Origin of the sequence: Halomonas cerina (genome assembly GCF_014192215.1) — a bacterium.
In the GTDB taxonomy this organism is placed as follows: Bacteria; Pseudomonadota; Gammaproteobacteria; order Pseudomonadales; family Halomonadaceae; genus Halomonas; species Halomonas cerina.
The window spans coordinates 94,106-116,764 of sequence record NZ_JACHXP010000005.1; the positions used below are offsets into that span (position 1 = coordinate 94,106).

General features: G+C 67.4%; 19 protein-coding genes and 1 other RNA gene. 9 read left to right on the plus strand and 11 right to left on the minus strand.

Translation table 11 applies throughout. The annotated features are described in order from the left end of the window. Position 1: 1 nt before the first annotated feature. Positions 2-2,422, plus strand: a complete 2,421-nt coding sequence (gene gyrB / locus FHR94_RS06580; protein WP_183324831.1) for a DNA topoisomerase (ATP-hydrolyzing) subunit B — start codon at positions 2-4, stop codon at positions 2,420-2,422. A gap of 267 nt (positions 2,423-2,689) precedes the next feature. On the opposite strand, the gene gmhB is transcribed toward gyrB, so the two are convergent. The 3 genes from gmhB to glyQ all read right to left on the minus strand — a co-directional run bounded on the left by gmhB (position 2,690) and on the right by glyQ (position 6,493). Next, positions 2,690-3,253, minus strand: a complete 564-nt coding sequence (gmhB, locus tag FHR94_RS06585) for a D-glycero-beta-D-manno-heptose 1,7-bisphosphate 7-phosphatase (RefSeq protein ID WP_183324832.1) — start codon at positions 3,251-3,253, stop codon at positions 2,690-2,692. Positions 3,254-3,479: 226 nt separating this feature from the next. Next, complete coding sequence (gene glyS, locus FHR94_RS06590; protein WP_183324833.1) at positions 3,480-5,546, minus strand: glycine--tRNA ligase subunit beta; 2,067 nt, start codon at positions 5,544-5,546, stop codon at positions 3,480-3,482. After that, positions 5,546-6,493 carry a glycine--tRNA ligase subunit alpha gene (gene glyQ / locus FHR94_RS06595; protein ID WP_183324834.1) on the minus strand — a complete coding sequence of 316 codons (948 nt, stop codon included), beginning with the start codon at positions 6,491-6,493 and terminating at the stop codon, positions 5,546-5,548. Before glyQ ends, glyS begins: the two co-directional genes overlap by 1 nt. A gap of 271 nt (positions 6,494-6,764) precedes the next feature. Between glyQ and rfaD the strand changes: the two genes are divergently transcribed. Both rfaD and waaF read left to right on the plus strand, forming a co-directional pair. Next, a complete protein-coding gene (rfaD, locus tag FHR94_RS06600; RefSeq protein ID WP_183324835.1) occupies positions 6,765-7,721 on the plus strand; it encodes an ADP-glyceromanno-heptose 6-epimerase in 957 nt (318 codons plus the stop codon). Then, positions 7,714-8,745: a lipopolysaccharide heptosyltransferase II gene (waaF, locus tag FHR94_RS06605; protein WP_183324836.1), complete on the plus strand. Its 1,032-nt coding sequence runs from the start codon at positions 7,714-7,716 to the stop codon at positions 8,743-8,745. Before rfaD ends, waaF begins: the two co-directional genes overlap by 8 nt. Here the strand turns inward: waaF and FHR94_RS06610 are convergent. Genes FHR94_RS06610 through FHR94_RS06620 form a run of 3 tightly spaced genes read right to left on the minus strand, consistent with a single transcriptional unit; the run spans position 8,742 to position 12,245 of the window. After that, the gene (locus FHR94_RS06610; protein WP_183324837.1) at positions 8,742-10,385 is read right to left on the minus strand and encodes a sulfatase-like hydrolase/transferase; all 1,644 of its coding nucleotides are present in this window, start codon (positions 10,383-10,385) and stop codon (positions 8,742-8,744) included. The genes waaF and FHR94_RS06610 overlap by 4 nt on opposite strands. Beyond that, a complete protein-coding gene (locus FHR94_RS06615) occupies positions 10,378-11,151 on the minus strand; it encodes a glycosyltransferase family 2 protein (RefSeq protein ID WP_183324838.1) in 774 nt (257 codons plus the stop codon). Before FHR94_RS06615 ends, FHR94_RS06610 begins: the two co-directional genes overlap by 8 nt. Beyond that, positions 11,148-12,245, minus strand: coding sequence for a glycosyltransferase family 9 protein (locus FHR94_RS06620; RefSeq protein ID WP_183324839.1), 1,098 nt, complete (start codon positions 12,243-12,245; stop codon positions 11,148-11,150). Before FHR94_RS06620 ends, FHR94_RS06615 begins: the two co-directional genes overlap by 4 nt. Positions 12,246-12,314: 69 nt before the next feature. On the opposite strand from FHR94_RS06620, the gene FHR94_RS06625 reads away from it, so the two are divergent. After that, positions 12,315-13,433, plus strand: a complete 1,119-nt coding sequence (locus tag FHR94_RS06625) for a glycosyltransferase family 4 protein (protein WP_183324981.1) — start codon at positions 12,315-12,317, stop codon at positions 13,431-13,433. A gap of 16 nt (positions 13,434-13,449) precedes the next feature. Here FHR94_RS06625 and FHR94_RS06630 read toward each other — a convergent pair whose 3' ends face one another. Further along, positions 13,450-14,172 carry a 3-deoxy-D-manno-octulosonic acid kinase gene (locus tag FHR94_RS06630; protein WP_183324840.1) on the minus strand — a complete coding sequence of 241 codons (723 nt, stop codon included), beginning with the start codon at positions 14,170-14,172 and terminating at the stop codon, positions 13,450-13,452. On the opposite strand from FHR94_RS06630, the gene FHR94_RS06635 reads away from it, so the two are divergent. The 3 genes from FHR94_RS06635 to waaA are packed head-to-tail and all read left to right on the plus strand — an operon-like array spanning position 14,171 to position 17,989. After that, positions 14,171-15,268: a glycosyltransferase family 9 protein gene (locus FHR94_RS06635; protein WP_183324841.1), complete on the plus strand. Its 1,098-nt coding sequence runs from the start codon at positions 14,171-14,173 to the stop codon at positions 15,266-15,268. The genes FHR94_RS06630 and FHR94_RS06635 overlap by 2 nt on opposite strands. Next, a complete protein-coding gene (gene hldE, locus FHR94_RS06640) occupies positions 15,258-16,688 on the plus strand; it encodes a bifunctional D-glycero-beta-D-manno-heptose-7-phosphate kinase/D-glycero-beta-D-manno-heptose 1-phosphate adenylyltransferase HldE (protein ID WP_183324842.1) in 1,431 nt (476 codons plus the stop codon). Before FHR94_RS06635 ends, hldE begins: the two co-directional genes overlap by 11 nt. Continuing rightward, entirely contained in the window at positions 16,688-17,989 is a 1,302-nt protein-coding gene (gene waaA / locus FHR94_RS06645; protein ID WP_183324843.1) for a lipid IV(A) 3-deoxy-D-manno-octulosonic acid transferase, read from the plus strand. Before hldE ends, waaA begins: the two co-directional genes overlap by 1 nt. Before the next feature lie 4 nt (positions 17,990-17,993). On the opposite strand, the gene rpiA is transcribed toward waaA, so the two are convergent. Further along, the gene (rpiA, locus tag FHR94_RS06650; protein WP_183324844.1) at positions 17,994-18,668 is read right to left on the minus strand and encodes a ribose-5-phosphate isomerase RpiA; all 675 of its coding nucleotides are present in this window, start codon (positions 18,666-18,668) and stop codon (positions 17,994-17,996) included. Positions 18,669-18,824: 156 nt separating this feature from the next. Here rpiA and ilvA point away from each other — a divergent pair, with 156 nt between their 5' ends. Then, entirely contained in the window at positions 18,825-20,339 is a 1,515-nt protein-coding gene (gene ilvA / locus FHR94_RS06655; RefSeq protein ID WP_183324845.1) for a threonine ammonia-lyase, biosynthetic, read from the plus strand. A 371-nt stretch (positions 20,340-20,710) separates the two neighbouring features. Here ilvA and FHR94_RS06660 read toward each other — a convergent pair whose 3' ends face one another. The 3 genes from FHR94_RS06660 to FHR94_RS06670 form a co-directional block, all read right to left on the minus strand. After that, the gene (locus tag FHR94_RS06660; RefSeq protein ID WP_183324846.1) at positions 20,711-21,346 is read right to left on the minus strand and encodes a 5-formyltetrahydrofolate cyclo-ligase; all 636 of its coding nucleotides are present in this window, start codon (positions 21,344-21,346) and stop codon (positions 20,711-20,713) included. Positions 21,347-21,354: 8 nt separating this feature from the next. Further along, positions 21,355-21,539, minus strand: a non-coding RNA gene (gene ssrS / locus FHR94_RS06665) — 6S RNA. Positions 21,540-21,594: 55 nt separating this feature from the next. Continuing rightward, a complete protein-coding gene (locus FHR94_RS06670; protein WP_183324847.1) occupies positions 21,595-21,894 on the minus strand; it encodes a cell division protein ZapA in 300 nt (99 codons plus the stop codon). Between the two features lie 166 nt (positions 21,895-22,060). On the opposite strand from FHR94_RS06670, the gene FHR94_RS06675 reads away from it, so the two are divergent. Then, the gene (locus FHR94_RS06675; RefSeq protein WP_183324848.1) at positions 22,061-22,642 is read left to right on the plus strand and encodes a UPF0149 family protein; all 582 of its coding nucleotides are present in this window, start codon (positions 22,061-22,063) and stop codon (positions 22,640-22,642) included. The last annotated feature ends 17 nt before the right edge of the window (positions 22,643-22,659 follow it).

Genomic DNA, 22,659 nt, shown 5'->3' on the forward strand with positions numbered 1-22,659 from the left:
AATGAGCGAACAGGCTTACGACTCATCGAGTATCAAGGTCCTAAAAGGCCTGGATGCGGTACGCAAGCGGCCCGGAATGTACATCGGTGACACCGATGACGGGACGGGCCTGCATCATATGGTGTTCGAGCTGGTGGACAACTCCATCGATGAAGCCCTGGCCGGCCATTGCAGCGAGATTCGGGTGATCATCCATCCGGACGAATCGATCACCGTCAGCGATAACGGCCGCGGGATCCCCACCGAACTCCATGAGGAAGAGGGCGTGTCGGCGGCGGAAGTGATCATGACGATCCTGCATGCCGGCGGCAAGTTCGATGACAACTCCTACAAGGTCTCCGGTGGCCTCCATGGCGTGGGGGTCTCGGTGGTCAATGCGCTCTCGGAGGAACTCAAGCTCACCATCTGGCGGGCCGGTGAGGTGTATGAACAGCTCTATCATCACGGTGTGCCCGAGGCGCCCCTGTCAGTGGTCGGCCGGACCGAGAAGAGCGGCACGCGGGTCCATTTCCGGCCCTCGACCGAGACCTTTCACAACATCGAGTTTCACTACGACATCCTGGCCAAGCGTCTAAGGGAACTCTCTTTCCTCAATTCCGGTGTGGCGATTCGCTTGACCGACGAGCGCTCAGGCAAGGAGGAGCTGTTCCACTATGACGGCGGGCTGCAGGCCTTCGTGGACTACCTGAACACCAACAAGACGGTGCTCAACCCGGTCTTCCATTTCAATGCCGAGCGTGAGGATGGGGTCGCCGTGGAGGTGGCCATGCAGTGGAACGACACCTTCGCCGAGAATATCTTCTGCTACACGAACAACATCCCACAGCGGGATGGGGGGGCCCACCTGGCGGGGTTCCGGGCGGCCCTGACGCGGACCCTGAACCATTACATCGAGGCCGAGGGGCTGCTCAAGAAGACCAAGGTCAACACCTCGGGCGACGATGCCCGAGAAGGATTGACCGCGATCATCTCGGTCAAGGTGCCGGATCCCAAGTTCTCCTCCCAGACCAAGGACAAACTGGTCTCCTCCGAGGTCAAGACCGCGGTGGAGCAGGAGATGGGCCGGCTGTTCTCGGAGTACCTGATCGAGAAGCCCAACGAGGCCAAGGCCATCGTTAACAAGATGCTGGATGCGGCCCGGGCCCGCGAGGCAGCGCGCAAGGCACGCGACATGACCCGCCGCAAGGGCGCGCTGGATATCGCCGGCCTGCCCGGTAAGCTGGCCGACTGCCAGGAGAAGGACCCTAGCCTCTCTGAGCTCTACCTGGTGGAGGGCGATTCGGCCGGCGGTAGCGCCAAGCAGGGCCGCGACCGCCGCACTCAGGCGATTTTGCCGCTCAAGGGCAAGATCCTCAACGTGGAGAAGGCCCGCTTCGACAAGATGCTCTCCTCCGCCGAGGTGGGTACCCTGATCACGGCCCTGGGCTGCGGCATCGGTCGCGAGGAGTTCGATCCCGACAAGCTGCGCTACCATTCCATCATCATCATGACCGATGCGGATGTGGACGGATCACACATCCGCACGCTGCTGTTGACCTTCTTCTTCCGTCAAATGTCGCAGCTGATCGAACGGGGCCATGTCTATATCGCCCAGCCGCCCCTCTACAAGATCAAGCGCGGCAAGCAGGAGCTCTACCTCAAGGATGAGCAGGCGATGATCGACTACCTGACCACCACGGCGATGGATGGGGCCCGGCTCTATGTCAATGCGGACGCACCGGGGATCGGTGGGGCACAGCTCGAGTCCCTCGTCGCCCAGTACCGTGATGTCATGAAGCGTATCGATCGCCTTTCCCGAGTCTATCCCAACGAGGTGCTGAGAAAGATCGTCCATGCGGCGCGTCTCGACGGAGAAGCAAGCCTGCGGGATCGCGTGACCATGCAGAACTGGATCGAACAGCTGCAGGGCGAGATGGACGCCCTGGTGGCCTACGAGGGGGGACCGCGCTACACCTTCCGTCTCGAGGAGGACGCCGAGCGTGGCGTCGTCCTGCCGGCGGTCACCCTGGCCGCCCATGGCGTGACCACCGACTATGTGTGGGGCATCGACTTCTTCACCAGTGCCGACTATCGCGCCATGGCCGGGCTCGGCGAGACGCTGGATGGCCTGCTGGAGGAGGGAGCCTACGTGGCACGTGGTGAGCGCCATAAACCGGTCGCGTCCTTCTATGATGCCCTCGAGTGGCTGATGAAGGAGGCCCAGCGAGGACTCTCGATTCAGCGCTACAAGGGACTAGGAGAGATGAACCCCGATCAACTCTGGGAAACCACCATGGATCCCGAGACGCGCCGTATGCTGCGGGTCTCCATCGAGGATGCGGTGGCCGCCGACATGATGTTCAACACCCTGATGGGGGATGAGGTCGAGCCGCGTCGCGACTTCATCGAGCGCAACGCCCTGGTCGCCAACCTGGACGTGTGATGCCTTTCCCGGGGAGTTTCACGTGAAACACTGTTGAAAGCGCCCAGCGCCCAGCGCCCAGCGCCCAGCGCCAAGGGCCAAAGGCCAAAGGCCAAAGGCCAAAGGCCAAAGGCCAAAGGCCAAAGGCCAAAGAAAAGCCCCACCATCGAGAGATGGTGGGGCTTTTCTATTATGCTGCAGGCTAGCCTTCCTTGCACCTTGCACCTTGCACCTTGCACCTTGCACCTTGCACCTTGCACCTTGCACCTTGCACCTTGCACCTTGTGGCTATGGCCTCAATAGCCAGTCGACGAAGGCCACCAGGTCGTCGAAGATGTACGTGGCGGACGCATCGGCGGCCAACTCTGGATGCTTCGTCAGGGTGCGCGTGCCCTTGCCGGTGCGGACCAGCACGTTGTGGCAGCCCATGGCCGCGCCGGCCTCGAGGTCGCGCAGGCTGTCGCCGACCATCCAGCTTCCCGCCAGCTCCTCCAGGCCGAGTGCGTCGCGAATCTCCTCCAGAAGGCCGGGAAGCGGTTTCCGGCAAGCACACCGATCGTCAGGCCCATGGGGACAGACGGCGATATGAGCGATCTCGCCGCCAGCGTTGCGCACGAGGCGCGCCAGCTCGTCATGCATCTCGGCCAGGGTGGCCTTGTCATAGTAGTCGCGGGCGATACCCGACTGATTGGTGGCGATGGTTACCGTCCAGCCGGCTTTCGTCAGGCGGACTATGGCGTCGATGGCCTGAGGATAGGGCAGAAATTCGTCGAGGGACTTTACGTAGCTGTCGGAGTCCTGATTGATCACCCCGTCACGGTCAAGGATCACGAGCCTGTCAGCGGATGGCATGATGGTGTTCTCCGGATAGCAGTGGCCGAGTGTTTCACGTGGAACATCGGCTGCCAAGGGCCAAGCAGCCAAGAAAAGCGTGGAAAAGAATCATTTTTCGCCATCATCCCGCTAGGCGCTAGGCGCTAGGCGCTAGGCGCTAGAGGGTGTTTCACGTGAAACAACATGACATGAAAAAGGCCGGCGATGGCTCGCCGGCCTCGATCACTTGTGGATGCGGTGCTTGCTACTGCTGGAGCAGTGCGATGTCGGCCACTTCGAGGAACAGCGCCTGGAGGCTGGCCAATAGCGCCAGACGATTGCGACGCACCGCCGGGTCGTCGGCCATGACCATGACATCATCGAAGAAGGTGTCGACCGGCTGGCGCAGGTGGGCCAGCACGTCGAGGGCCGGGCTGTAGCGAGCCGCCGCGAACAGCGGTGCCACTTCCTGGCGACACCGCTCGAGGGCGTCGAACAGGGCCTTCTCCGCATCGGCCTGGAAGAGGGCGGGCGTCACGGCGGTGGCACCGTCATGCGCCTGCTTGGCCAGGATGTTCGAGACCCGCTTGTTGGCGGCGGCCAATGCCGCGGCTTCCTCGTGACGGGCGAAGCCCTGCACGGCCCGCATCCGGCGGGCAAAGTCCAGCGGCTCGGTGACGGGGCGGGCGCGCACGGCCAGGTAAACTTCGGTATCGATGCCCTCGTCGCGTGCCCAGGCGCGGAAGCGGTCGAGCATGTAGGTGAGCACCTCGTCGACCAGGCCCTCGGCATAGGGCAGCTCCTGATGCTGGGCGGTGGCCAACTCGAGCAGCTCGCGCAGGTCGAGGGATAGCTCGCCCTTGACCAGGATGTTGAGCACCCCGATGGCGGCACGACGCAGGGCGAAGGGGTCCTTGGTGCCGCTGGGACGCTGGCCGATGCCGAAGATGCCGGTCAGGGTGTCGAGCCGGTCGGCCAGGGCCACGGCCAGGCCGGTGCGGCTTTGGGGGATGGCGTCGGTGGCGAAGCGCGGCAGGTACTGCTCCTCGAGGGCCGTGGCCACCTCCGCTGGCTCGCCGTCGTGGGCGGCATAGTAGCGGCCCATGATGCCCTGGAGCTCGGGAAACTCCAGCACCATCTCGGTGACCAGGTCGCACTTGGCCAGTTCCGCGGCACGGCGGGCGTGGGCCACGTTGCCGTCGATACGGCCGGCGATAAAGGCCGCCACGGCCGCACTGCGATGCGCCTTGTCGGCCAGGGTGCCGAGGGTCTTCTGGAAGACCACGCTGGCCAGTGCCGGGGCCCGGTCGGCCAGGGGGCGCTTGCGGTCGGTGTCGTAGAAGAAGGCGGCATCGGCCAGGCGTGGGCGGATGACTTTCTCGTTGCCGCGGATCACCTGCTCCGGTTCCTGGCTGTCGATGTTCGCGACGGTGATGAACAGTGGCTTAAGGCGCCCCTGCGCATCGAGCAGGTGGAAGTATTTCTGGTTGGCCTTCATCGAGGAGATCAAACACTCCGCCGGGACTTCCAGGAAGCGTTCGTCGAAGCTGCCGGTCAGGGCCACCGGCCACTCCACCAGGCCGCTGACCTCGACGAGCAGCGTCTCGTCGATCACTGCGGTGGCCTCCTGAACCTCTGCCTCGGCCAGCACCTGCTCGCGGATCCGCTCACGGCGCTGGTCGCGGTCGGCCAGCACCCAGGCGCCCTCCAGGGCCACCAGGTAGTCGTCGGCGTGGGCCAGCTCGATGGGCTCGGGGGCATGGAAGCGATGGCCGCGGGTGGTGCGCCCGGCCGTCAGCCCCAGGGCCGAGGCCGGGACGACCTCGTGGCCGTAGAGCATGACCAGCCAGTGGGCGGGACGCGAGAACTCGATCCGCGAAGCGCCCCAACGCATGTTCTTGGGCACCGGCAGGGTGCCGATCGCCGCCTCGACGATGGCCGGTAGCCGGGCGCTGGTGGCCTCACCTGGCTGCTGTTCGCGGTAGCCCAGCCAGGTGCCCTTGTCGGTTTCCAGGTGGATCAGCTCCTCGACCGCGACCCCGCAGGAGCGGGCGAAGCCCTCGGCGGCCTTGGTCGGCTGCCCCTCCTTGAAGGCCGCCGCCAGGGCCGGGCCACGCCGTTCCACCTCACGGTCGGGCTGCTTGTCGGCCAGTTCGAGGACCTGGACCGCCAGGCGCCGCGGCGTGGCATAGGCGACGACCTCGCCACAGTCGATATCGGCCTCGGCAAGGCCCCGGCGGATGCCCTCGGCGAAGGCGTCGGAGAGGTCGTCGATGGCGCCTGGTGGCAGCTCCTCGACACCGAGTTCGACCAGAAGGGTGTTAGCAGCCATCAAGCGTCTCCCTGTTCGGCAAGCAATTCGCGGCGCAGGGACTCGGGGGCCAGCGGGAAGCCGGCAGCCTTGCGCGATTCGAAATAGGCGTGGGCCACGTCACGGGCCATGGTGCGCACCCGCAGGATGTAGCGCTGGCGCTCGGTGACCGAGATGGCATGGCGGGCATCCAGCAGGTTGAAGGTGTGCGAGGCCTTGAGCACCTGCTCGTAGGCGGGCAGCGGCAGGCTGGCCTCGAGCAGCTTGGTGCACTCGCGCTCCTGGTGGTCGAAGGCGCGGAACAGGAAGTCGATGTCGGCATGTTCGAAGTTGTAGGCCGACTGCTCCTGCTCGTTCTGCAGGTAGACGTCGCCGTAGGTGACCTTGGTGCCGTCCGGTGCCACGGTCCATACCAGGTCGTAGACGCTGTCGACGTCCTGGAGGTACATGGCGATGCGTTCCAGGCCATAGGTGAGCTCGCCGGTGACCGGGTAGCACTCCAGGCCGCCGGCCTGCTGGAAGTAGGTGAACTGGGTCACCTCCATGCCGTTGAGCCAGATCTCCCAGCCCAGGCCCCAGGCGCCCAGGGTGGGTGATTCCCAGTTGTCTTCGACGAAGCGGATGTCATGGACCAGCGGATCGAGTCCCAGACGCTTGAGCGACCCCAGGTAGAGCTCCTGCAGCGCGGCGGGGGAGGGCTTCATCACCACCTGGAACTGGTAGTAGTGCTGCAGGCGGTTGGGGTTCTCGCCGTAGCGGCCATCGGTGGGACGGCGGGACGGCTGCACATAGGCCGCATTCCAGGTCTCGGGGCCGATGGAGCGCAGGAAGGTCGCGGTATGGAAAGTGCCGGCCCCTACCTCCATGTCCAGGGGCTGGAGGATCACGCACCCCTGCTCGGCCCAGTACTGCTGCAGGGCGAGGATCAGGCCCTGGAAGGTTGCCACGTCTGGCGTCGACTGTGTCATTGGAAGCACCGTTGGCCATGAATTTACGAGCCGTCAAGTATACAATCAGGGGCAGATCGGTTATAGGCGCAGGCCCTGAATACATAGGGCCTGCGCCGTTGAGTGGATGCTCGGGGCTGATCCGTCGACAGGTCTTCGAGGGGGCGCTGCGAACCCTTCCCTGGGCGCTACCGACGCCATCCATGGCGTAGGACCCCCTCTTCGACCCGTCCCCGACGCCCCTCGCCATGCTCAATCGCGATGACCCTGCTCGGCATATAGAGGAATCTCCATGATCGTAGTGACAGGCGGGGCCGGCTTCATCGGCTCGAATCTGGTCAAGGCACTCAATGCCCGCGGCCACGACGACGTGCTGGTGGTCGACGACCTCAGCGACGGCACCAAGTTCGTCAACCTCGCCGACTGTACCCTCGGTGACTACCTGGACAAGGATGACTTCCTGGCCCGGGTCAAGGCGGCCTTGAACGGGGAGCCGTCCCACCTGCCGCCCATCGAGGCGATCTTCCACGAGGGGGCCTGCTCGGACACCACCGAGTGGGACGGTCGCTTCATGCTCGACAACAACTTCGAGTACTCGAAGGTGCTGCTGCACTTCTGCCAGCGTGAGCGGATCCCCTTCCTCTATGCCTCCTCGGCGGCCACCTATGGCGGCAGCGAGGTGTTCGTCGAGGCGCCGGAGCACGAGAAGCCGCTCAACGTCTACGGCTACTCCAAGCTGCTCTTCGACCAGTATGTACGGGCCCGTCATGACACCTTCGGCAGCCAGGTGGTGGGCTTTCGTTACTTCAATGTCTATGGGCCCCGCGAGCAGCACAAGGGCAAGATGGCCAGCGTGGCCTACCACCACCACACTCAGGTCCGTGACGGCGGCAATCTGCGGCTGTTCGGCGCCTGGGATGGTTATGACGCCGGCATGCAGAGCCGCGACTTCATCTACGTGGGCGACGTGGTGGACGTCAACCTGTGGTTCCTCGACCATCCCGAGGCCTCAGGGATCTTCAACTTGGGCACCGGGCGGGCCGAGCCCTTCAAGGCCATCGGCGAGGCGGTGATCGATTATTACGGGCGTGGCGAGATCGAGTACATCGAGTTCCCCGAGGAGCTCAAGGGGCGTTACCAGAGCTATACCCGCGCCGACATCACCCGACTGCGTGAGGCGGGCTATGATCGCGCGTTTCGCACCGTGGCTCAGGGAGTGCGCGCCTATCTGGAGTGGCTGAATGGCTGAGGCACCACAGCGGCGGGAGGAGGGAGGCGAGCGTATCCTGGTCGTCGGGCCTTCCTGGGTGGGCGACATGGTCATGGCCCAGAGCCTGTTCAAGACCCTCAAGGCCCGCCACCCGCGCGGCCGGATCGGCGTGGTGGCGCCCGGCTGGTCGCGTCCCATCCTCGAGCGCATGGCCGAGGTCGACGAGGTAGCCGAACTGGCAGTGGGCCACGGTGAGTTCGGTTGGTCGGCACGGCGTCGCCTGGCCGCCTCGCTCAGGGGGCGGTTCGACCGGGCCATCGTGTTGCCGCGTTCCTGGAAGTCGGCGCTGGTGCCCTTCCTGGCGCGCATTCCCCGGCGCAGCGGCTTCACCGGGGAACAGCGCTATGGGCTGCTCAACGACCGCCGCCGCCTCGACAAGGCGGTGCTGGACCAGACCGTGAAGCGCTTCGTGGCTCTGGGGCTGTCGGCCGAGGAGGCCGCGCGGGGGGATTTCGCCATTCCTCGACCCGCCCTGCGGATCGACCCGAAGAACCTGGCCGCCCTGCAGCAGCGCCATGGACTGGCGGCCCGGCCAGCCATCGGCATGATGCCGGGGGCCGAGTACGGGCCCGCCAAGCAGTGGCCGCTGGCCTATTTTCACAAGCTGGCCGCACGGCTGATCGAGCAGGGCTTCGAGATCCGCGTGCTGGGCGGGCCCAAGGACCATGCCGCGGGCGAGGCGATCGTGAGCGGACTGACACACGCCCACAACCTGTGTGGCGAGACGCGCCTGGAAGACGCCGTGGACCTGCTCGGGGACTGTGAGCAGGTGGTGACCAACGACTCGGGACTGATGCATGTGGCGGCGGCGGTGGGCTCCCGCGTGCAGGCCCTCTACGGCTCCTCCTCACCGGCCTATACGCCGCCGCTGACCGACAATGCCGAGATTCACTACCTGGCGCTGTCGTGCTCGCCCTGCTTCCAGCGCACCTGCCCGCTGGGTCACCACAATTGCCTGAACCATCTGTTGCCCGCACGGGTGCTGGCGGCGATGGATGGTTAGGGAATCGGCGGTGACTCGCCCCCCTTGGCCGACGCCTCGCCGGGGGAGGCCGATGAGGGCGCCTGAGGGGCCAGTCCCTCCCAGAGACGTTGCTGCAGGGCGGTTTCCTCCTTCAACCGGGCATTGAGCGTCTCGAGGCCATACTCCTCGGCAAGCGTCGGCTCTTCCGAGAGCAGCGAGACGCCGAGCCCCGCGCGGTGCCAGTCGATGGTGAAGCCCATGGCCTCGAGCACCGTGGGCAGAATATCCATGGTCGTGGCTTGCACCCGGGTCCGCCGGGGCGCCAGGTCCTCGCCGATCAGCATGAAGGTGTTGTCCCGCTGGCCTGCCGTCAGCTGCTCCCAGGCCGAGACTCGCATGGTCAGGTGGTCGCTGGCGATCACCACCAGGGTGTTCTCCAAAAGCCCCTTGGCCTCGAGCCGCTCGACCAGGCGGCGAGTCAGCCATGCCGAGCACTCCACCGCGTAGAGGATGTCGACACCGTCGTACTCGCCCTGCCGCTCCCGGCAGGCGCGAGCCGGGTAGCCGTTGGGTGCATGGCCGGAGATGCTGAGGTTGACCAGCCCCCAGGGGCGTCCCTGGGCCTCCAGGCGACGGATTTCCGCGACGGTCAGGTCATAGAGGCTGTCGTCGTAGAGCCCCCAGCTGTTGAGGTAATCCGGGTCCTCGAGACGCGGCGAGAGCTCCTCGCGACCCAATACTCGGGAGAAGCCGTGATCGCGATAGAAGTCGCCCTTGCCGGCGAAGCGGGTGCTGGCGCCGCCCATGTAGGTCAACGCGTAGCCGTGCCCTGCCAGCAGGTCGCCCAGGCAGTCCACCCCCGGCACGACCTGGCCCAACGGCTCGAACTGGGTATCGTGGAGCAGGCCGGCGGGCATCAGCGGCGTGCCGCACTGGCTGGCGATCATGCCGGCCATGGTCCAGCCGGTGTTGTCCATCTGGCGCACCCCCTCGAAGACCACGGCACGCTCCCCCAGGGTCGTCAGGGGCGCGTAGGCGTCGCCAAAGCGATCACGGTCGGCATAGGTCCGCTCGAGGCTTTCCAGATAGAGCAGCAGCAGGTTGGGGGGAGACGACGGCGCTTCGAGCAGCACCGGCGGCACGTACTGGCGATCGAGCCAGGCACCTTCCTCGATGATGATGGCTGCCCCCCGCTGGCCGATGCCGTAGAGCATGGGATTGCTCGCCAGTAGCACCAGGGCCGCGATCCGCTCCCCCCGGCGCCAGCGGTGATCGACCCGGACCAGCCAGGTGACGGCGGCCAGCAGCAACAGCATGCCCAGGGTGTAGAGCACGGCGGCCACGATGCGCCCGCCGCCGCCGTGTCCGCTCATGCCGGCCTGGAGATGGAAGAAGACCGCTCCGAGGTCGACCTCGCCGAAGCTGTCGGCCAGATAGACATAGACGCCCCACAGGGCGATGGGCAGCAGCGACCAGGGCCAGACGCGTACCGGCTCGCTGGCCGCCAAGGGAGCGCCCCAGCGAAGCCGATACGCCAGCAGCAGCCAGGCGCCGGCCACCGGCACCAGACTCCAGGTCGGCAGCCGGGTCAGGGTGGTCAGCCCGAACCCTAGGCACAGGCCGATCATCAGCAGGGCCCACCAGCGGGGAGGGAGGAGAGGCGTAGCGGTTCTAGCCATGGTCGGAGGCATCGCGAGCCCGCTCGTTCTCGTGCAACTCGTTGAGCTTGGCATACTTCATGTAGGCATGAAACGCCGTGGTCATGGCCACGGTCATGCCATCCTGCCCCTGAAGCAGGCCCCCCTTGAAGACCAGCTTGCGGAGCATGGCGCTGGCGGCGTGCAGGGTCGGTCGCCAGGCCGAAGGACCCTTGCCACCCTCCTTCATGGCCCAGGCATCGCGGCTCGAGAGCGCATCGATGCGCTGGATCCAGTGGGACAGGTCGCGATAGGTGAAGTGGCGAATATGCGCACCGGTATCGACCACCGCGGGGGCGGCGACCGAGGAGTGCGCCTTCTTCGGCAGGTAGCCCGAGGTGGTGCGGTTGTAGAGCCGGGTGACCGGATCCGGGTAGAAGCCGGCGGCCTTGATCCAATGGTGGCCGGCGAAGTTGCGGCGGTTGAAGCGATAGGCCTGGCGCGCATCGTCGAGGGCCAGGCCGCGGATGGCCGCGACGGCATCATCCTCGAGGCGCTCGTCGGCGTCCAGTGCCAGGATCCAGTCATGTTTGGCCTGAGGGACGGCGAAGGCCTTCTGCGGTCCGTCGCCGAGATAGGGCTGATGGAGGACGCTGGCGCCTTCACGCTGGGCGATCGCCACGGTGTCGTCCTGGCTGCCGGAGTCCACGACCAGGATCTCGTCACAGACCGACTGCAGCGAGGCGATGCAGGCGGCGATGTTGTCCGCCTCGTTGAGCGTGATGATGATTCCGGTGATCGGCGTCATGGGGTCGTCTCGCGGGTCGTGAGGGGCGTCAGGCGTGCGGCGATCTGGCCGGCCGCGGCCTCGAGGTCGATGCTCGTCATGTCCCGCTCGCCGGCGCCGGCCGGCGGGCAGAAGGCTAGGCGGCGTTCCTCAGCATTGCAGGTCTGCCAGCGTAGCGGGGTCGCCGAGCGTCGAGCCGGGTAGAAGCCGGCGGTGACCACGTTCAGGCAGCCGGCGATATGCAGCGGGCCGGTGGAGCCGGCGATAAACAGATCCGCCGCCGAAAGGCTCATGGCGAAGGCATCGAGCCCCGGGCTGGGGGGCGGGCGATGGGCCTCCAGGCCGGCCTCGACGAGGCGGGCGTGCAGGGCATCGGCGGCGCTCTCCTCGCCGGGGCCGGCGGTGAGCAGCCAGGCCGGGCGTGCCTTGCCCGCCCCTCCCAGTCGCGCGTCGATACGACGCGCCAGAGTAGCATACTGGTCGGTCGAGAGATTGACCGCCGAGCCGCCGCTGCCGGCATGCAGAAAGACCCAGGGGCAAGCGCCCTCCAGTGCCAGCGCTTCGCCGAGTCGCTGGCGCTCTCTCTCGCGCGTAACCGCCGGCAGCGGCCAGTAGGGGGGCACCGGGCGTGGCGGCAGGGTGATGTCCAGCGCGTTCAGCAGGGCCTCGGCCAGCTCGAGGTTGTAGCGGTACTCGGGCTTCTCGGATCGGGACCGGCGCTGGGTGACGCGACGGTTATAGAATACCTGCGCCCACTTGGTGGCCGGGGCCAGGCGCAGGGGGATCCCGGCGCGCCAGCAAAGCCAGCCGATGCGGGGTGTGGAGAACAGGGTCAGCAGGGCATCGAAGCGACCCACCTTTAAGCGAGCCAGCAGGTCGCGCTGGGCGTCGCGTCCGGCGCCGTCGCCCGGGTCGAGGACGACCTCGTCGATCCAGGGGCAAAGGCGTGCCATGGGCGCCGTGTAGGCGGGCACCAGCACGCTGACGTGGGGGGCAGGGCGGGCTGCCTTGAGGCATGCCAGCGCCGGCCAGGCCAGCATGAAATCGCCGAGCTTGTCGTTGCGTACCACCAGGATCCTGGGGGCTGACGATGGGGCGGCGGAGGTTAACGTCATCTGGGCTCCAAAGCCCCGATACCGCAATGGAGAGACCCCGTGTCGCACGCATGCAGGTCGCACAGGGTGATGCATCTCTGCCTCTCAGACGGCTGGGGCGGACTGGAAATGTATCCTGCCCGGATTATACCCGAGCTGGCCCGTCAGGGGTGGCAGGCCCATGGCCTGGCGTTGGAGGGCTCTTGGGTGGCCGAGAGCTTCGTCGAGGCGGGCATCACCCCCTTGACCGTGCCCTCCCGGGGCAGGGCGCTATGGCGGGTCGGACGGATCCTCGCCTACCTGAAGGTCCACGAGATTCGGGTGCTGCACTGCCACAAGTCCAGCGACTTGCGCCTGGGCGCGCTGCTGGCGACGCTCCGGCCCGAACTCAGGCTGTTCTTCACCGACCACATGGGCGTGACCCGGCCCAAAAAGGATCCCTACCACCGCTGGGCCTATGGACGGCTGACCCGGCTGTTCTCGATCAGCGAGACCACGCGGGCCCGCAACCTGCGGGCCTTCCCGCTCCGCCCCGAGCGCATCCGCCGGCTCTATCTCGGTATCGACCCCTCGCCCTATGTCGCCGGCCTTGCCGCGGATGAGCGTCGGGCGCTGCGCGCCGAGCTGGGCGTGCCGGAGGGCGCGGTCGCCATCGGCCTGCCGGGGCGGATCACCCCGGGCAAGGGTCAGGCGGTCTGGGTCGAGGCGCTGGCCCGGCTGGTCGAGGCGCGGCCCACGCTGGCCTGGCACGGCGTGCTGATCGGCGGGCTCGGCGCCGGCGAGGGCAGTAACGAGGTCTTCGTCGCGAAGCTGCGTGAGCGGGTGGCGGCCCTGGGGCTCACCGAGCGGGTCAGCTTCGCCGGTTTTCGAGGCGACCTGCCGCGCTGCCTCGCGGCCCTGGATATCGTCTGCGTGCCGTCGCGCAACGAGGCCTTCGGCCTCACCGTGATCGAGGCCATGGCCGCCGCCAGGCCGGTGGTGGGGGCCGACAGCGGGGCGATTCCCGAACTGCTCGACGCCACGGCCGGACGCCTGGTCGCCCCCGAGGATCCCGAGGCCTGGGCCGAGGCCCTGGGCGAGCTTGCCGCCGATACTGCAATGCAGCATCGGCTGGGCCAGGCCGGCCGGGCGAGGGTGCTCGCGGCCTTCACCCTCGAGACCCATATCCGTGCGCTGGTGGGGGAATACGCCGGCGAGCCTGCCGCCTAGCCTCCCCCGTGGCGGCTCAGGCGGGCGCCGTGTAGCCCTGGCGAATGTCGGCCATGGCCGGTTCGGCCTCGAACTTGGCCAGCGAACGGGCCAGCCGGTCGAGGTTGGCCTGTCGCCAGGGGCCGGGGCGACGCCGCCGGCAGCGGTCCAGGTCAATCAGCCAGACTCGGTCCTCGTGGTCGATGAGCAGGTTGCGGGCGTTGAGGTCCACATGGTCGAGGCCGGCATCGTGGAACCGGCGCACCGTGCGGCCCACCTCTCGCAGCAGGCCCGCATCGGCCTCGCCGCTCGCCAGCCGCTCGGCCAGGGCCCGGGCGCCGAGGATGCGCGCGGTGATCAGCGCAGCCTGATAGGTGAGGCCATGGCGGGTCACGCCGGCGGCCACCGGCCGGGGCACGGGCAGGTCGAGGGTGAAGAGCTCGGCGGTCAGGCGAAGTTCACGAAAGGCCCGTGTGCGCTCGACCCCTGTCCACAGGTAACGGGACTCGCTGAGGCGGGCGACAAGGCCGCCACGCCGGTAGGGGCGCAACACCCACTCGGTATTCGCTACGGGCGGGCCGGGAGCGAGGAACAGGCTGGCCCCGCGACCCGGGGCCTCGCCGATGACCCGCCCTGCCCGACGCCAGTGGTCGGGGTCGAAGGTCGACGGGCCGATTTGTGGCGCCCCGCTGGCGTCACATAAACTGTCCGCATCATATAGAATGAAAACCTTTCCCGTTCGATACGTTGCCAACCGCATGAAGCATCCTCTGCCCGCCCGACCAGTGCATATCGGCGTGCTGCGACTCTCCGCCCTGGGCGATGTCTGCAACCTGGTACCGACGGTGCGTGCCCTGCAGCGCCAGTGGCCCGAGGCACGGATCACCTGGATCATCGGCAAGGGCGAGCACAGTCTACTGGCCGGCCTTTCCGGGGTCGAGTTCGTGGTCTACGACAAGACCACCGGGCTTGCCGGCATGCGCGCGCTGTGGCGGCGTCTCGCGGATACCCGCTTCGATGTGCTGCTGCACATGCAGCAGGCGCTGCGGGCCAGCGTGCTCTCGCTGGGGCTCAAGGCGGACGTGCGGGTCGGCTACGACAAGGCTCGGGCCAAGGACGCCCAGCACTGGTTCACCCATCGCCAGCTCGCGCCGCATCCCCGGGCCCATGTCCTGGAGTCCTTTCTCGACTTCGCCCGGCTGCTGGGCGTCGAGGATCTCTCCCTGGCCTGGGACCTGCCGATCCCCGACGCCGCCCGTGAGGAGGCCGCGGCGCTGACCGGCGAGGCGCCCTACCTGCTGATGAGCCCCTGCGCCAATCCCCGGCTGCGCAACTATCGCAACTGGTCCGCCGAGGGCTATGCGGCGGTGATCGAGCATGCCTGGGTGCAGCACGGCCTGACGACGGTGCTCACCGGCGGCGGCAGCACCCAGGAGCGCGAGATGGGAAGCCGCATCCAGGCGCTTGGTCAGCCCGGTGCGGTGATCGACGCCATCGGCAACACCTCACTGAAGGGTCTGCTGGCGCTGATTGCCCGGGCCCGGGCCGTGGTCGCCCCGGATTCGGGGCCGGTGCATATGGCCAATGCGCTGGCCACGCCGGTGGTCGGCCTCTACGCCACGACCAACCTGGACCGGGCCGGCCCCTACTGCTGGCGAGACTACGTGGTGAATCGCTATCCCGACGCGGTGCGCGAGTTCCTCCACGAGGATCCGGCGACCATCGCCTGGGGGCAGCGGGTACGCCATCCCGATGCCATGTCGCTGATTCGCGCCGATGATGTGATCGCATGCCTCGAGGCGGTGCTCGCCGCCTCCCCGACCCGCAAGGAAACGGAGTCTCCCGATGAAGCTTGATCTGACCGCGCTCGAACGCTCCCGCGTGCTGGTGGTGGGCGACGTCATGCTCGATCGCTATTGGCATGGCGGCACCTTCCGGATCTCGCCCGAGGCACCGGTGCCGGTAGTGCGGGTCGAAGAGGCCGAGGACCGCCCCGGCGGGGCAGCCAACGTGGCGCTCAACATCGCCTCGCTGGGGGGGCACGCGGCGCTGGCCGGTCTGGTCGGCGACGATGACAACGCCGATCGCCTCACGGCGCGCCTGGAAGAGGTGGGCGTGAGCACGCACTTCCACCGCACGCCCGGCATGCCGACCATCACCAAGCTCAGGGTGATGAGCCGCAACCAGCAGCTGATTCGCCTCGACTTCGAAGAAGGGCTGGACCGGATCGACACCAGCGCGCTGGCGCCGCGGCTGATCGAGGCCACCGACAACTTCGATCTGATCATTCTCTCGGACTACGGCAAGGGGACCCTGACCAACGTCGAGACGGTGATTCCGGAGATGCGCCGTACCGGCAAGCGCGTGCTGGTGGATCCCAAGGGCAGTGACTTCCGCCGCTACCGGGGGGCCAGCGTGATCACCCCCAACCTGGCCGAGCTCGAGGCGGTCGTGGGCCCCTGCCCGAACGACGAGATCCTCGCCGCCAAGGGCGAGGCGCTGCGCGCCGAGCTGGAGCTCGAGGCGCTGCTGATCACCCGCAGCGAGAAGGGCATGACCCTGATCCGCGAGGGCCACGAACCGCTGCACCTGCCGACTCGGGCCCGAGAGGTGTATGACGTCACCGGCGCCGGCGACACCGTGATCGGCGTGCTGGGCTTGGCGCTCGCCGCCGGCCACGGCTTCCCCGAGGCGATGACCCTCGCCAACCTGGCCGCCGGCCTGGTGGTGGCGAAGCCGGGCACCGCGACCCTGTCCATCGCCGAGCTCTATACCGCCCTGCACGGCGACAAACTGGCCGAGTTCGGCGTCATCGAGGCGGCGCCGCTGGTGCAGGCGGTACGCGCCGCCCAGGCCCGCGGTGAACGGGTGGTGATGACCAACGGCTGCTTCGACATCCTGCATGCCGGCCACGTGGCCTACCTGGAGCATGCCCGCCAACTCGGCGATCGCCTCATCGTGGCGGTCAACGACGATGCCTCCATCGCCCGGCTCAAGGGGCCCAAGCGGCCCATCAACCCGCTGCACCGGCGCATGCAGGTGCTGGCCGGTCTCGGGGCCGTGGACTGGGTGGTGGCCTTCGCCGAGGACACACCCCAGCGGCTGATCGAGGCGGTGCTGCCCGACGTGCTGGTCAAGGGGGGTGACTACCGGCCCGAGCAGATCGCCGGTGGTGAGGCCGTGCGCGCCGCCGGCGGCGAGGTGAAGGTGCTCGGCTTCGAGGACGGGGTCTCCACCACGGCGATGATCGCCACCATCCTCGATCGCGAGACGTGATGACCCCTGCTCGCCCCTGGGCCCGCTGGCTTTACTCATCCGTGCTCTGGCTGCTCTCGCCGCTGATCTGGCGCCGGGTCTGGCGGGAGCAGCGGCCCGGCTGCTCACGGCGGGAGCGCCTGGGCTTGATCCCCGCCTCCCCCGATGGCGAGCGCGTGATCTGGCTGCACTGCGCCTCGGTGGGCGAGGTCCAGGCCGCCCGCCCGCTGATCCGCGCCCTGCGGGAACGCCATCCCGACCACCGTCTGGTGATCACCACCATGACCGCCACCGGGGCCGAGCGGGTACTGGCACTGGCTGAAAACGCCCGGGTATCGGGCGCTGAATGCGCGGTGCGTCATCACTTCGTGCCGCTGGACTTGTCCGGCGCCGCCCGCCGTTTCGTCACCCGTCTGCGGCCCGCCCTGGCGATCTTCTTCGAGACCGAGCTGTGGCCCAATCTACTGGCGGCCTGTGAGCGTGCCGGTGTGCCGGTGGCGGTGGTCAATGGCCGCCTCTCACCCCGCGCCTACCGGGGCTATCGCCGCCTGCGGCCACTAATGGCCGAGGCGCTCGGCCATGTCGACTGGCTGGCCGCCAAGTCGGTGGCCGACGCCGAGCGCTTCCAGGCGCTGGGTATGCAAGCATCGCGCAGCGAGGTGGTGGGATCGCTGAAGTTCGATATCGCCGAGGATGAGGAGGCCCGCACGGTGAGTGAGCGCTTGCGTCGGGTGCTCGGCGACCGGGCCATCTGGGTGGCCGGCTCGACCCATCCCGGCGAGGACGAGGCGGTACTGGCGGCCCAGGCGCGACTCCGCGAGACGCTGCCCGAGGTCCTGCTGATCCTGGTACCGCGTCACCCCCAGCGCTTCGAGGCCGTGGCGGGGTTGTGCCAGGCAGCGGGACTCGCGGTGGTGCGTCGTTCCCGGGGAGAACGGCCGGATGCAGACACGGCCGTCTATCTGGGCGATACCATGGGTGAGCTGCCCGTGCTCTACGGGGCGGCGGACCTGGCCTTTGTCGGCGGCAGCCTGGTGCCGATTGGCGGCCACAACCTGCTCGAGCCCGCGGCCCTGGGGGTGCCGGTGCTCACCGGACCCGAACTCGCCAACTTTATCGATGTCGCCGAGGTCCTGCGCGAGGCCGAGGCCCTGGTGGAGGTGGCCGATGCTCAGGCCCTGGCCGCCGAACTGGGCCGGCTGTTCGGCGATGCGGGGGAGCGCCACCGCCTGGCCGAGGCCGGACGCCGGGTGGTGGCCGCCAATCGAGGGGCGCTGGCCCGAACTCTGGAAGGCCTGGAGCGCCTTCTACCGGCGAAGTAAGCGCTTACTGCGGCGTCAGGCGCTGTACGCCCTGGTCGGTACCCAGCAGCAGCACGTCGGCGCCGCGGGCGGCGAACAGGCCGTTGGTCACCACCCCGACGATGGCATTGATACTGGCCTCCATGGCCACCGGGTCGTCGATCATGAACTCGTAGCAGTCGAGTATCGGGTTGCCGTTGTCGGTGACCACGCCCTGGCGGTAGACCGGGTCGGCACCCAGCTTGACCAGCTCCCGGGCGACGTAGGAGCGCGCCATGGGGATCACCTCCACCGGCAGCGGGAAATCGCCCAGCCGCTCGACGAACTTGGAGGCATCGGCGATGCACACGAAGCGCTCGGCGCAGGCGGCGACGATCTTCTCTCGGGTGAGGGCCGCGCCGCCGCCCTTGATCATCTGCAGGTGAGCGTTCACTTCGTCGGCGCCGTCGACATAGACGGGGAGGGTGCCGGTTTCGTTGAGCTCGAAGACGTCGATGCCATGGTCACGCAGGCGCTTGGCGCTGGCCTCGGAGCTGGCCACGGCGCCGCGGAAGTCGCCGCGCAGGGCGGCTAGCCGGTCGATGAAGCGGTTGGCGGTGGAGCCGGTGCCGACGCCGATGACGATGTCGCGCCCGAGGAGGGGGCGGATCTCGTCGATGGCGGCGGCCGCCACGGCATCCTTGAGTTCGTCCTGGGTCATGTCCTGCTCGCTTGGTGGAGGATGGCGAATGCCGCGCCATTATAGGCCATGGCAGGGGCTCGTGCTGGACGCCGTGGCGCGGGGGATGCTACCAATAGGGGTTCCCCGCGTCGCCGATCGTGGCGACTCTCGCCGTGTTACCCCATGGAAAACAGGATGCTAGAAGCCACCGTCAAGAAGATTCTCCAGGCCCGGGTCTACGAGGCCGCCCGGGAAACGCCGATCTCCTCGGCCCCCTTCCTTTCCCGTCGCTTCAATAACCAGATCCTGATCAAGCGCGAAGACCTGCAGCCGGTTTTCTCCTTCAAGATCCGCGGGGCCTACAACAAGATGGCCCAGCTCAGCGACGAGCAGAAGGCCAAGGGCGTGATCGCCGCCTCGGCCGGCAACCATGCGCAGGGGCTGGCCATGGCAGCCAGGCTGATGGGGGTCAAGGCGGTGATCGTGATGCCGCGCATCACCCCGGAGATCAAGGTGGCCGCGGTGCGGGCACGGGGCGCGAAGGTGGTGCTCAAGGGGGATGCCTTCGCCGAGGCCGCCGCCCACGCCCAGGAACTGATCAAAGAGCACGGCTACACCTATATCCCGCCGTTCGATGACATCGACGTCATCGCGGGGCAAGGCACCATCGCCGTGGAGATCCTGCGCCAGCATGCCGGCCCCATCGACGCCATCTTCGTGCCGGTGGGCGGCGGGGGCCTGATCGCCGGCATGGCGGCCTACGTCAAGTACCTGCGTCCGGAGATCAAGGTGATCGGCGTGGAATCGGAAGACAGCGCCTGCCTCAAGGCGGCGCTGGACGCCGGTGAGCGGGTGGTGCTCGACCAGGTCGGGGTCTTCGCCGAGGGGGTGGCCGTAGCCCAGATCGGCGACATGCCCTTCTCGATCCTGCGCGGCCTGGTCGACGACGTCATCACCGTGACCACCGACGAGATGTGTGCCGCGGTCAAGGACATCTTCGAGGACACCCGGGCGGTTTCCGAGACCTCCGGGGCCCTGTCGCTCGCCGGCCTCAAGAAGTACATCCAGCAGACGGGCGTCCGGGGCGAGACCCTGGTGTGCATCAACTCCGGGGCCAACACCAACTTCGACCGCCTGCAGCACATCGCCGAGCGCACGGAACTCGGTGAGCAGCGCGAGGCCATCCTGGCGGTGACCATCCCCGAGAAGCCGGGCAGCTTCAAGAAGTTCTGCCGGACCATCGGCAAGCGCATGGTCACCGAGTTCAACTACCGCTATGCGGATCCCGACCATGCCCATATCTTCGTCGGCGTGCAGGTCAAGCCCGGTGGCGATGACCGCCAGGCGGTCATCGACAAGCTGCGCGGTGCCGGCTATCCGGTGGAAGACCTGACCGACAACGAGTTGGCCAAGCTGCATATCCGCCACCTCGGCGGCGGCCGGCCCAAGGAACACTTCGACGAAGAGGTCTATCGCTTCGAGTTCCCCGAGCGCCCCGGGGCGCTGATGAACTTCCTCACCCACCTGCCTCATGACTGGAACATCTCGCTGTTCCACTACCGCAACCATGGGGCCGCCTATGGCCGGGTGCTGGTCGGGATGCAGGTCCCCAACGGCGACCGGACCCATGTCGAGGAATACTTCGATGCCATCGGTTATCGCTACTGGAAGGAGTCCGATAACCCGGCCTATCGCCTGTTCATGGCGTGACCCTGGCAATAGCCTGATCCGTGCCCGAGGCCTGACTAGTCTAGTGCTCGATCTTGCCGGTTTCAGGTCGAGGACATGACGGTTGTCATACCCCGGGTCATCCGCTAGTCTCATGTCGTCGAGCGCCGACAGGGGAGTCGCGGCCCGACGACATCAACCCGGTGATGACCGAAGGAAGCACGAGATGAAACGCAAGCCCGATCTGGTCCTGGTCCTGGTCCTGCTGTTCGCTATCGGGGTCGTGGCGACCGGCTATGCCCAGGCGCTGTCGGGCAGCTAAGCTTTCGCCGAGCCCCCGGCTCCGGGATGACAAGAGGCGGCCGATGCCACGCATCGGCCGCCTCGTGCGTGTTGGCAACGCGTCATGGGGATCAGGGTCGGACCACCCGAATGTCGCTGACGATGGCATCCAGCGGCACGTCCCAGGGCGCGGCAGGCAGGCGTTCGACACGCTGGCAGTCATGGGCCAGGCCGATCAGCCGGGGACGCGGGCCACCTTCCCGGGTGAAGGCCAGGGTCCGGTCGTAGAAGCCTCCGCCCATGCCCATGCGCTGACCCGTCTCGTCGAAGCCCACCAGCGGCAGCAGGATCACGTCCAGTGCCCAGGCCGGCAAGCGGCGGGCACGATGGGCGCCATGCTGGGTGCAGGGCTCGGGGATGCCGAAGCGGTTGCTCACCATGGGGGTGCCGGCATGGTAATGGACGAACCACAAGGCGTTATGGGTGAGCGGCTTGAGGACCGGCAGGTAGACCTTGGTACGGCGGCGCGTCAACAGCCAGGGGATCAACGGCCTGGGATCGATCTCGCTGTCGTTGGGCAGGTAGAGGGCGACCCGGTGTGCCCGACGAACCTCGGGAAGCTGGCGCAGGCGATGGCAGAGCCGCATGGCGGCATCGCGCTGCTGCCGGCGAGTCAGGTGTTGGCGGCGGCGCCGCAGCTCTCGCCGCAAGGCGCGTCGGGCGGCGTCACGGGAGGCGTGGGCGGCGGTATCCTGCATGTGGGTCATGTCGGATGAGGTTCCCCAGAGTGCCGCTGTCGTTCTGGCCCTTGAACCCATTGGTTCAAGGTGGGTGGCCGCAGCCGAACCGTCAGGCTTTCCGTCGCACGGACATGCACACGGGTCCGGCTAGCATGTGGCCCCCTGGGTATTGCGCATAGGCTCGAGGGACGATAACGACTGGCAAACACCCCAGGGAACTTCTTCATCCTACCAGAGGCAGCGGGACAGGCCAAAGGGCTGATCAGTTTGCGCATCTAGCGCTTCGGCTCATCGGCTAGAACCTGGTCGAGGCGCTCGCTGAGCACACTCAGGCTGCGCTCCCCGTCGCGCTGCGTGTCGAGGGTCTCGAGCAACTCGTGGGTGATGTTCAAGGCGGCCATGATCGCGATCTTCTCCCGGTCGATCACCTTGCCCTGGGCATGAATGCCCGCCATGGCCCGGTCCAGATAGCGGGCGGCCCGCTCGAGCTTGTCCTGCTGGTCGGGCGGACAGGCGATCGTGTAGTGGCGCTCGAGCAGGGTGATCTCGGTGGTCGGCCGCGTGGGCTCGGTCATGGCAGGCTCCGGCGAGAACCAGTGGAGGCAGGCACCGAGGTGCGCGCCGAGGGGGCGCGATGCGGTACCATCGGCCCGGTGAATGCCAGCCACTATAAGAGAGCCGTTTGCGGACGGTCAACGCGCGAGACGCGCACCTTCCCGGCGGCCCATCACGGATATCTCCATGTCACTGATCAACGAACGCCAGGACTTCGCCACCATCGCCGACACCTTTCTGCTGCATGGCAGCATGCAGTCACCGGCCTTCCTCGACGGTCGCCTGTGTGCCGCCCTCGCCCTGCACGACCTCTCCGCCGAGGCCTGGCTCGAGGAGGTCTGCCTGAGCCTCGGGGTCGAGCAGCCCCGTGATGCACTCAGTGCCGAGCGCCTGCTGGGTTGGCGCCGCCAGACCCTGGAGGCGCTCTCCGGCAGCGAGCTCAACTTCGAGCCGCTGCTGCCCGATGAGCTCTTCTCGCTGGCTGAGCGAGCCCAGGGACTCAAGGAGTGGACCCTGGGCTTTCTCGAGGTGGTGCAGGATGCCGGTGATGCACCTCGGCGTGACTGGTCGGCCGCGCTGCGCGAGGCCCTCGAGGATCTCGAGGGCCTCGCCGTCATCGACACCGATATCGACGACAGCGCCGAGAACGAGAATGATCTCTTCGCCCTGACCGAGCACGCGCGGATGGCGGCCATGCTGCTCTACACCGAGCAGCATCCCGGCCAGCCCCAGGTGGAGCAGGTCGATACGCCGCCGACGCACCACTGAGCCGAGCCGTTCTCGCC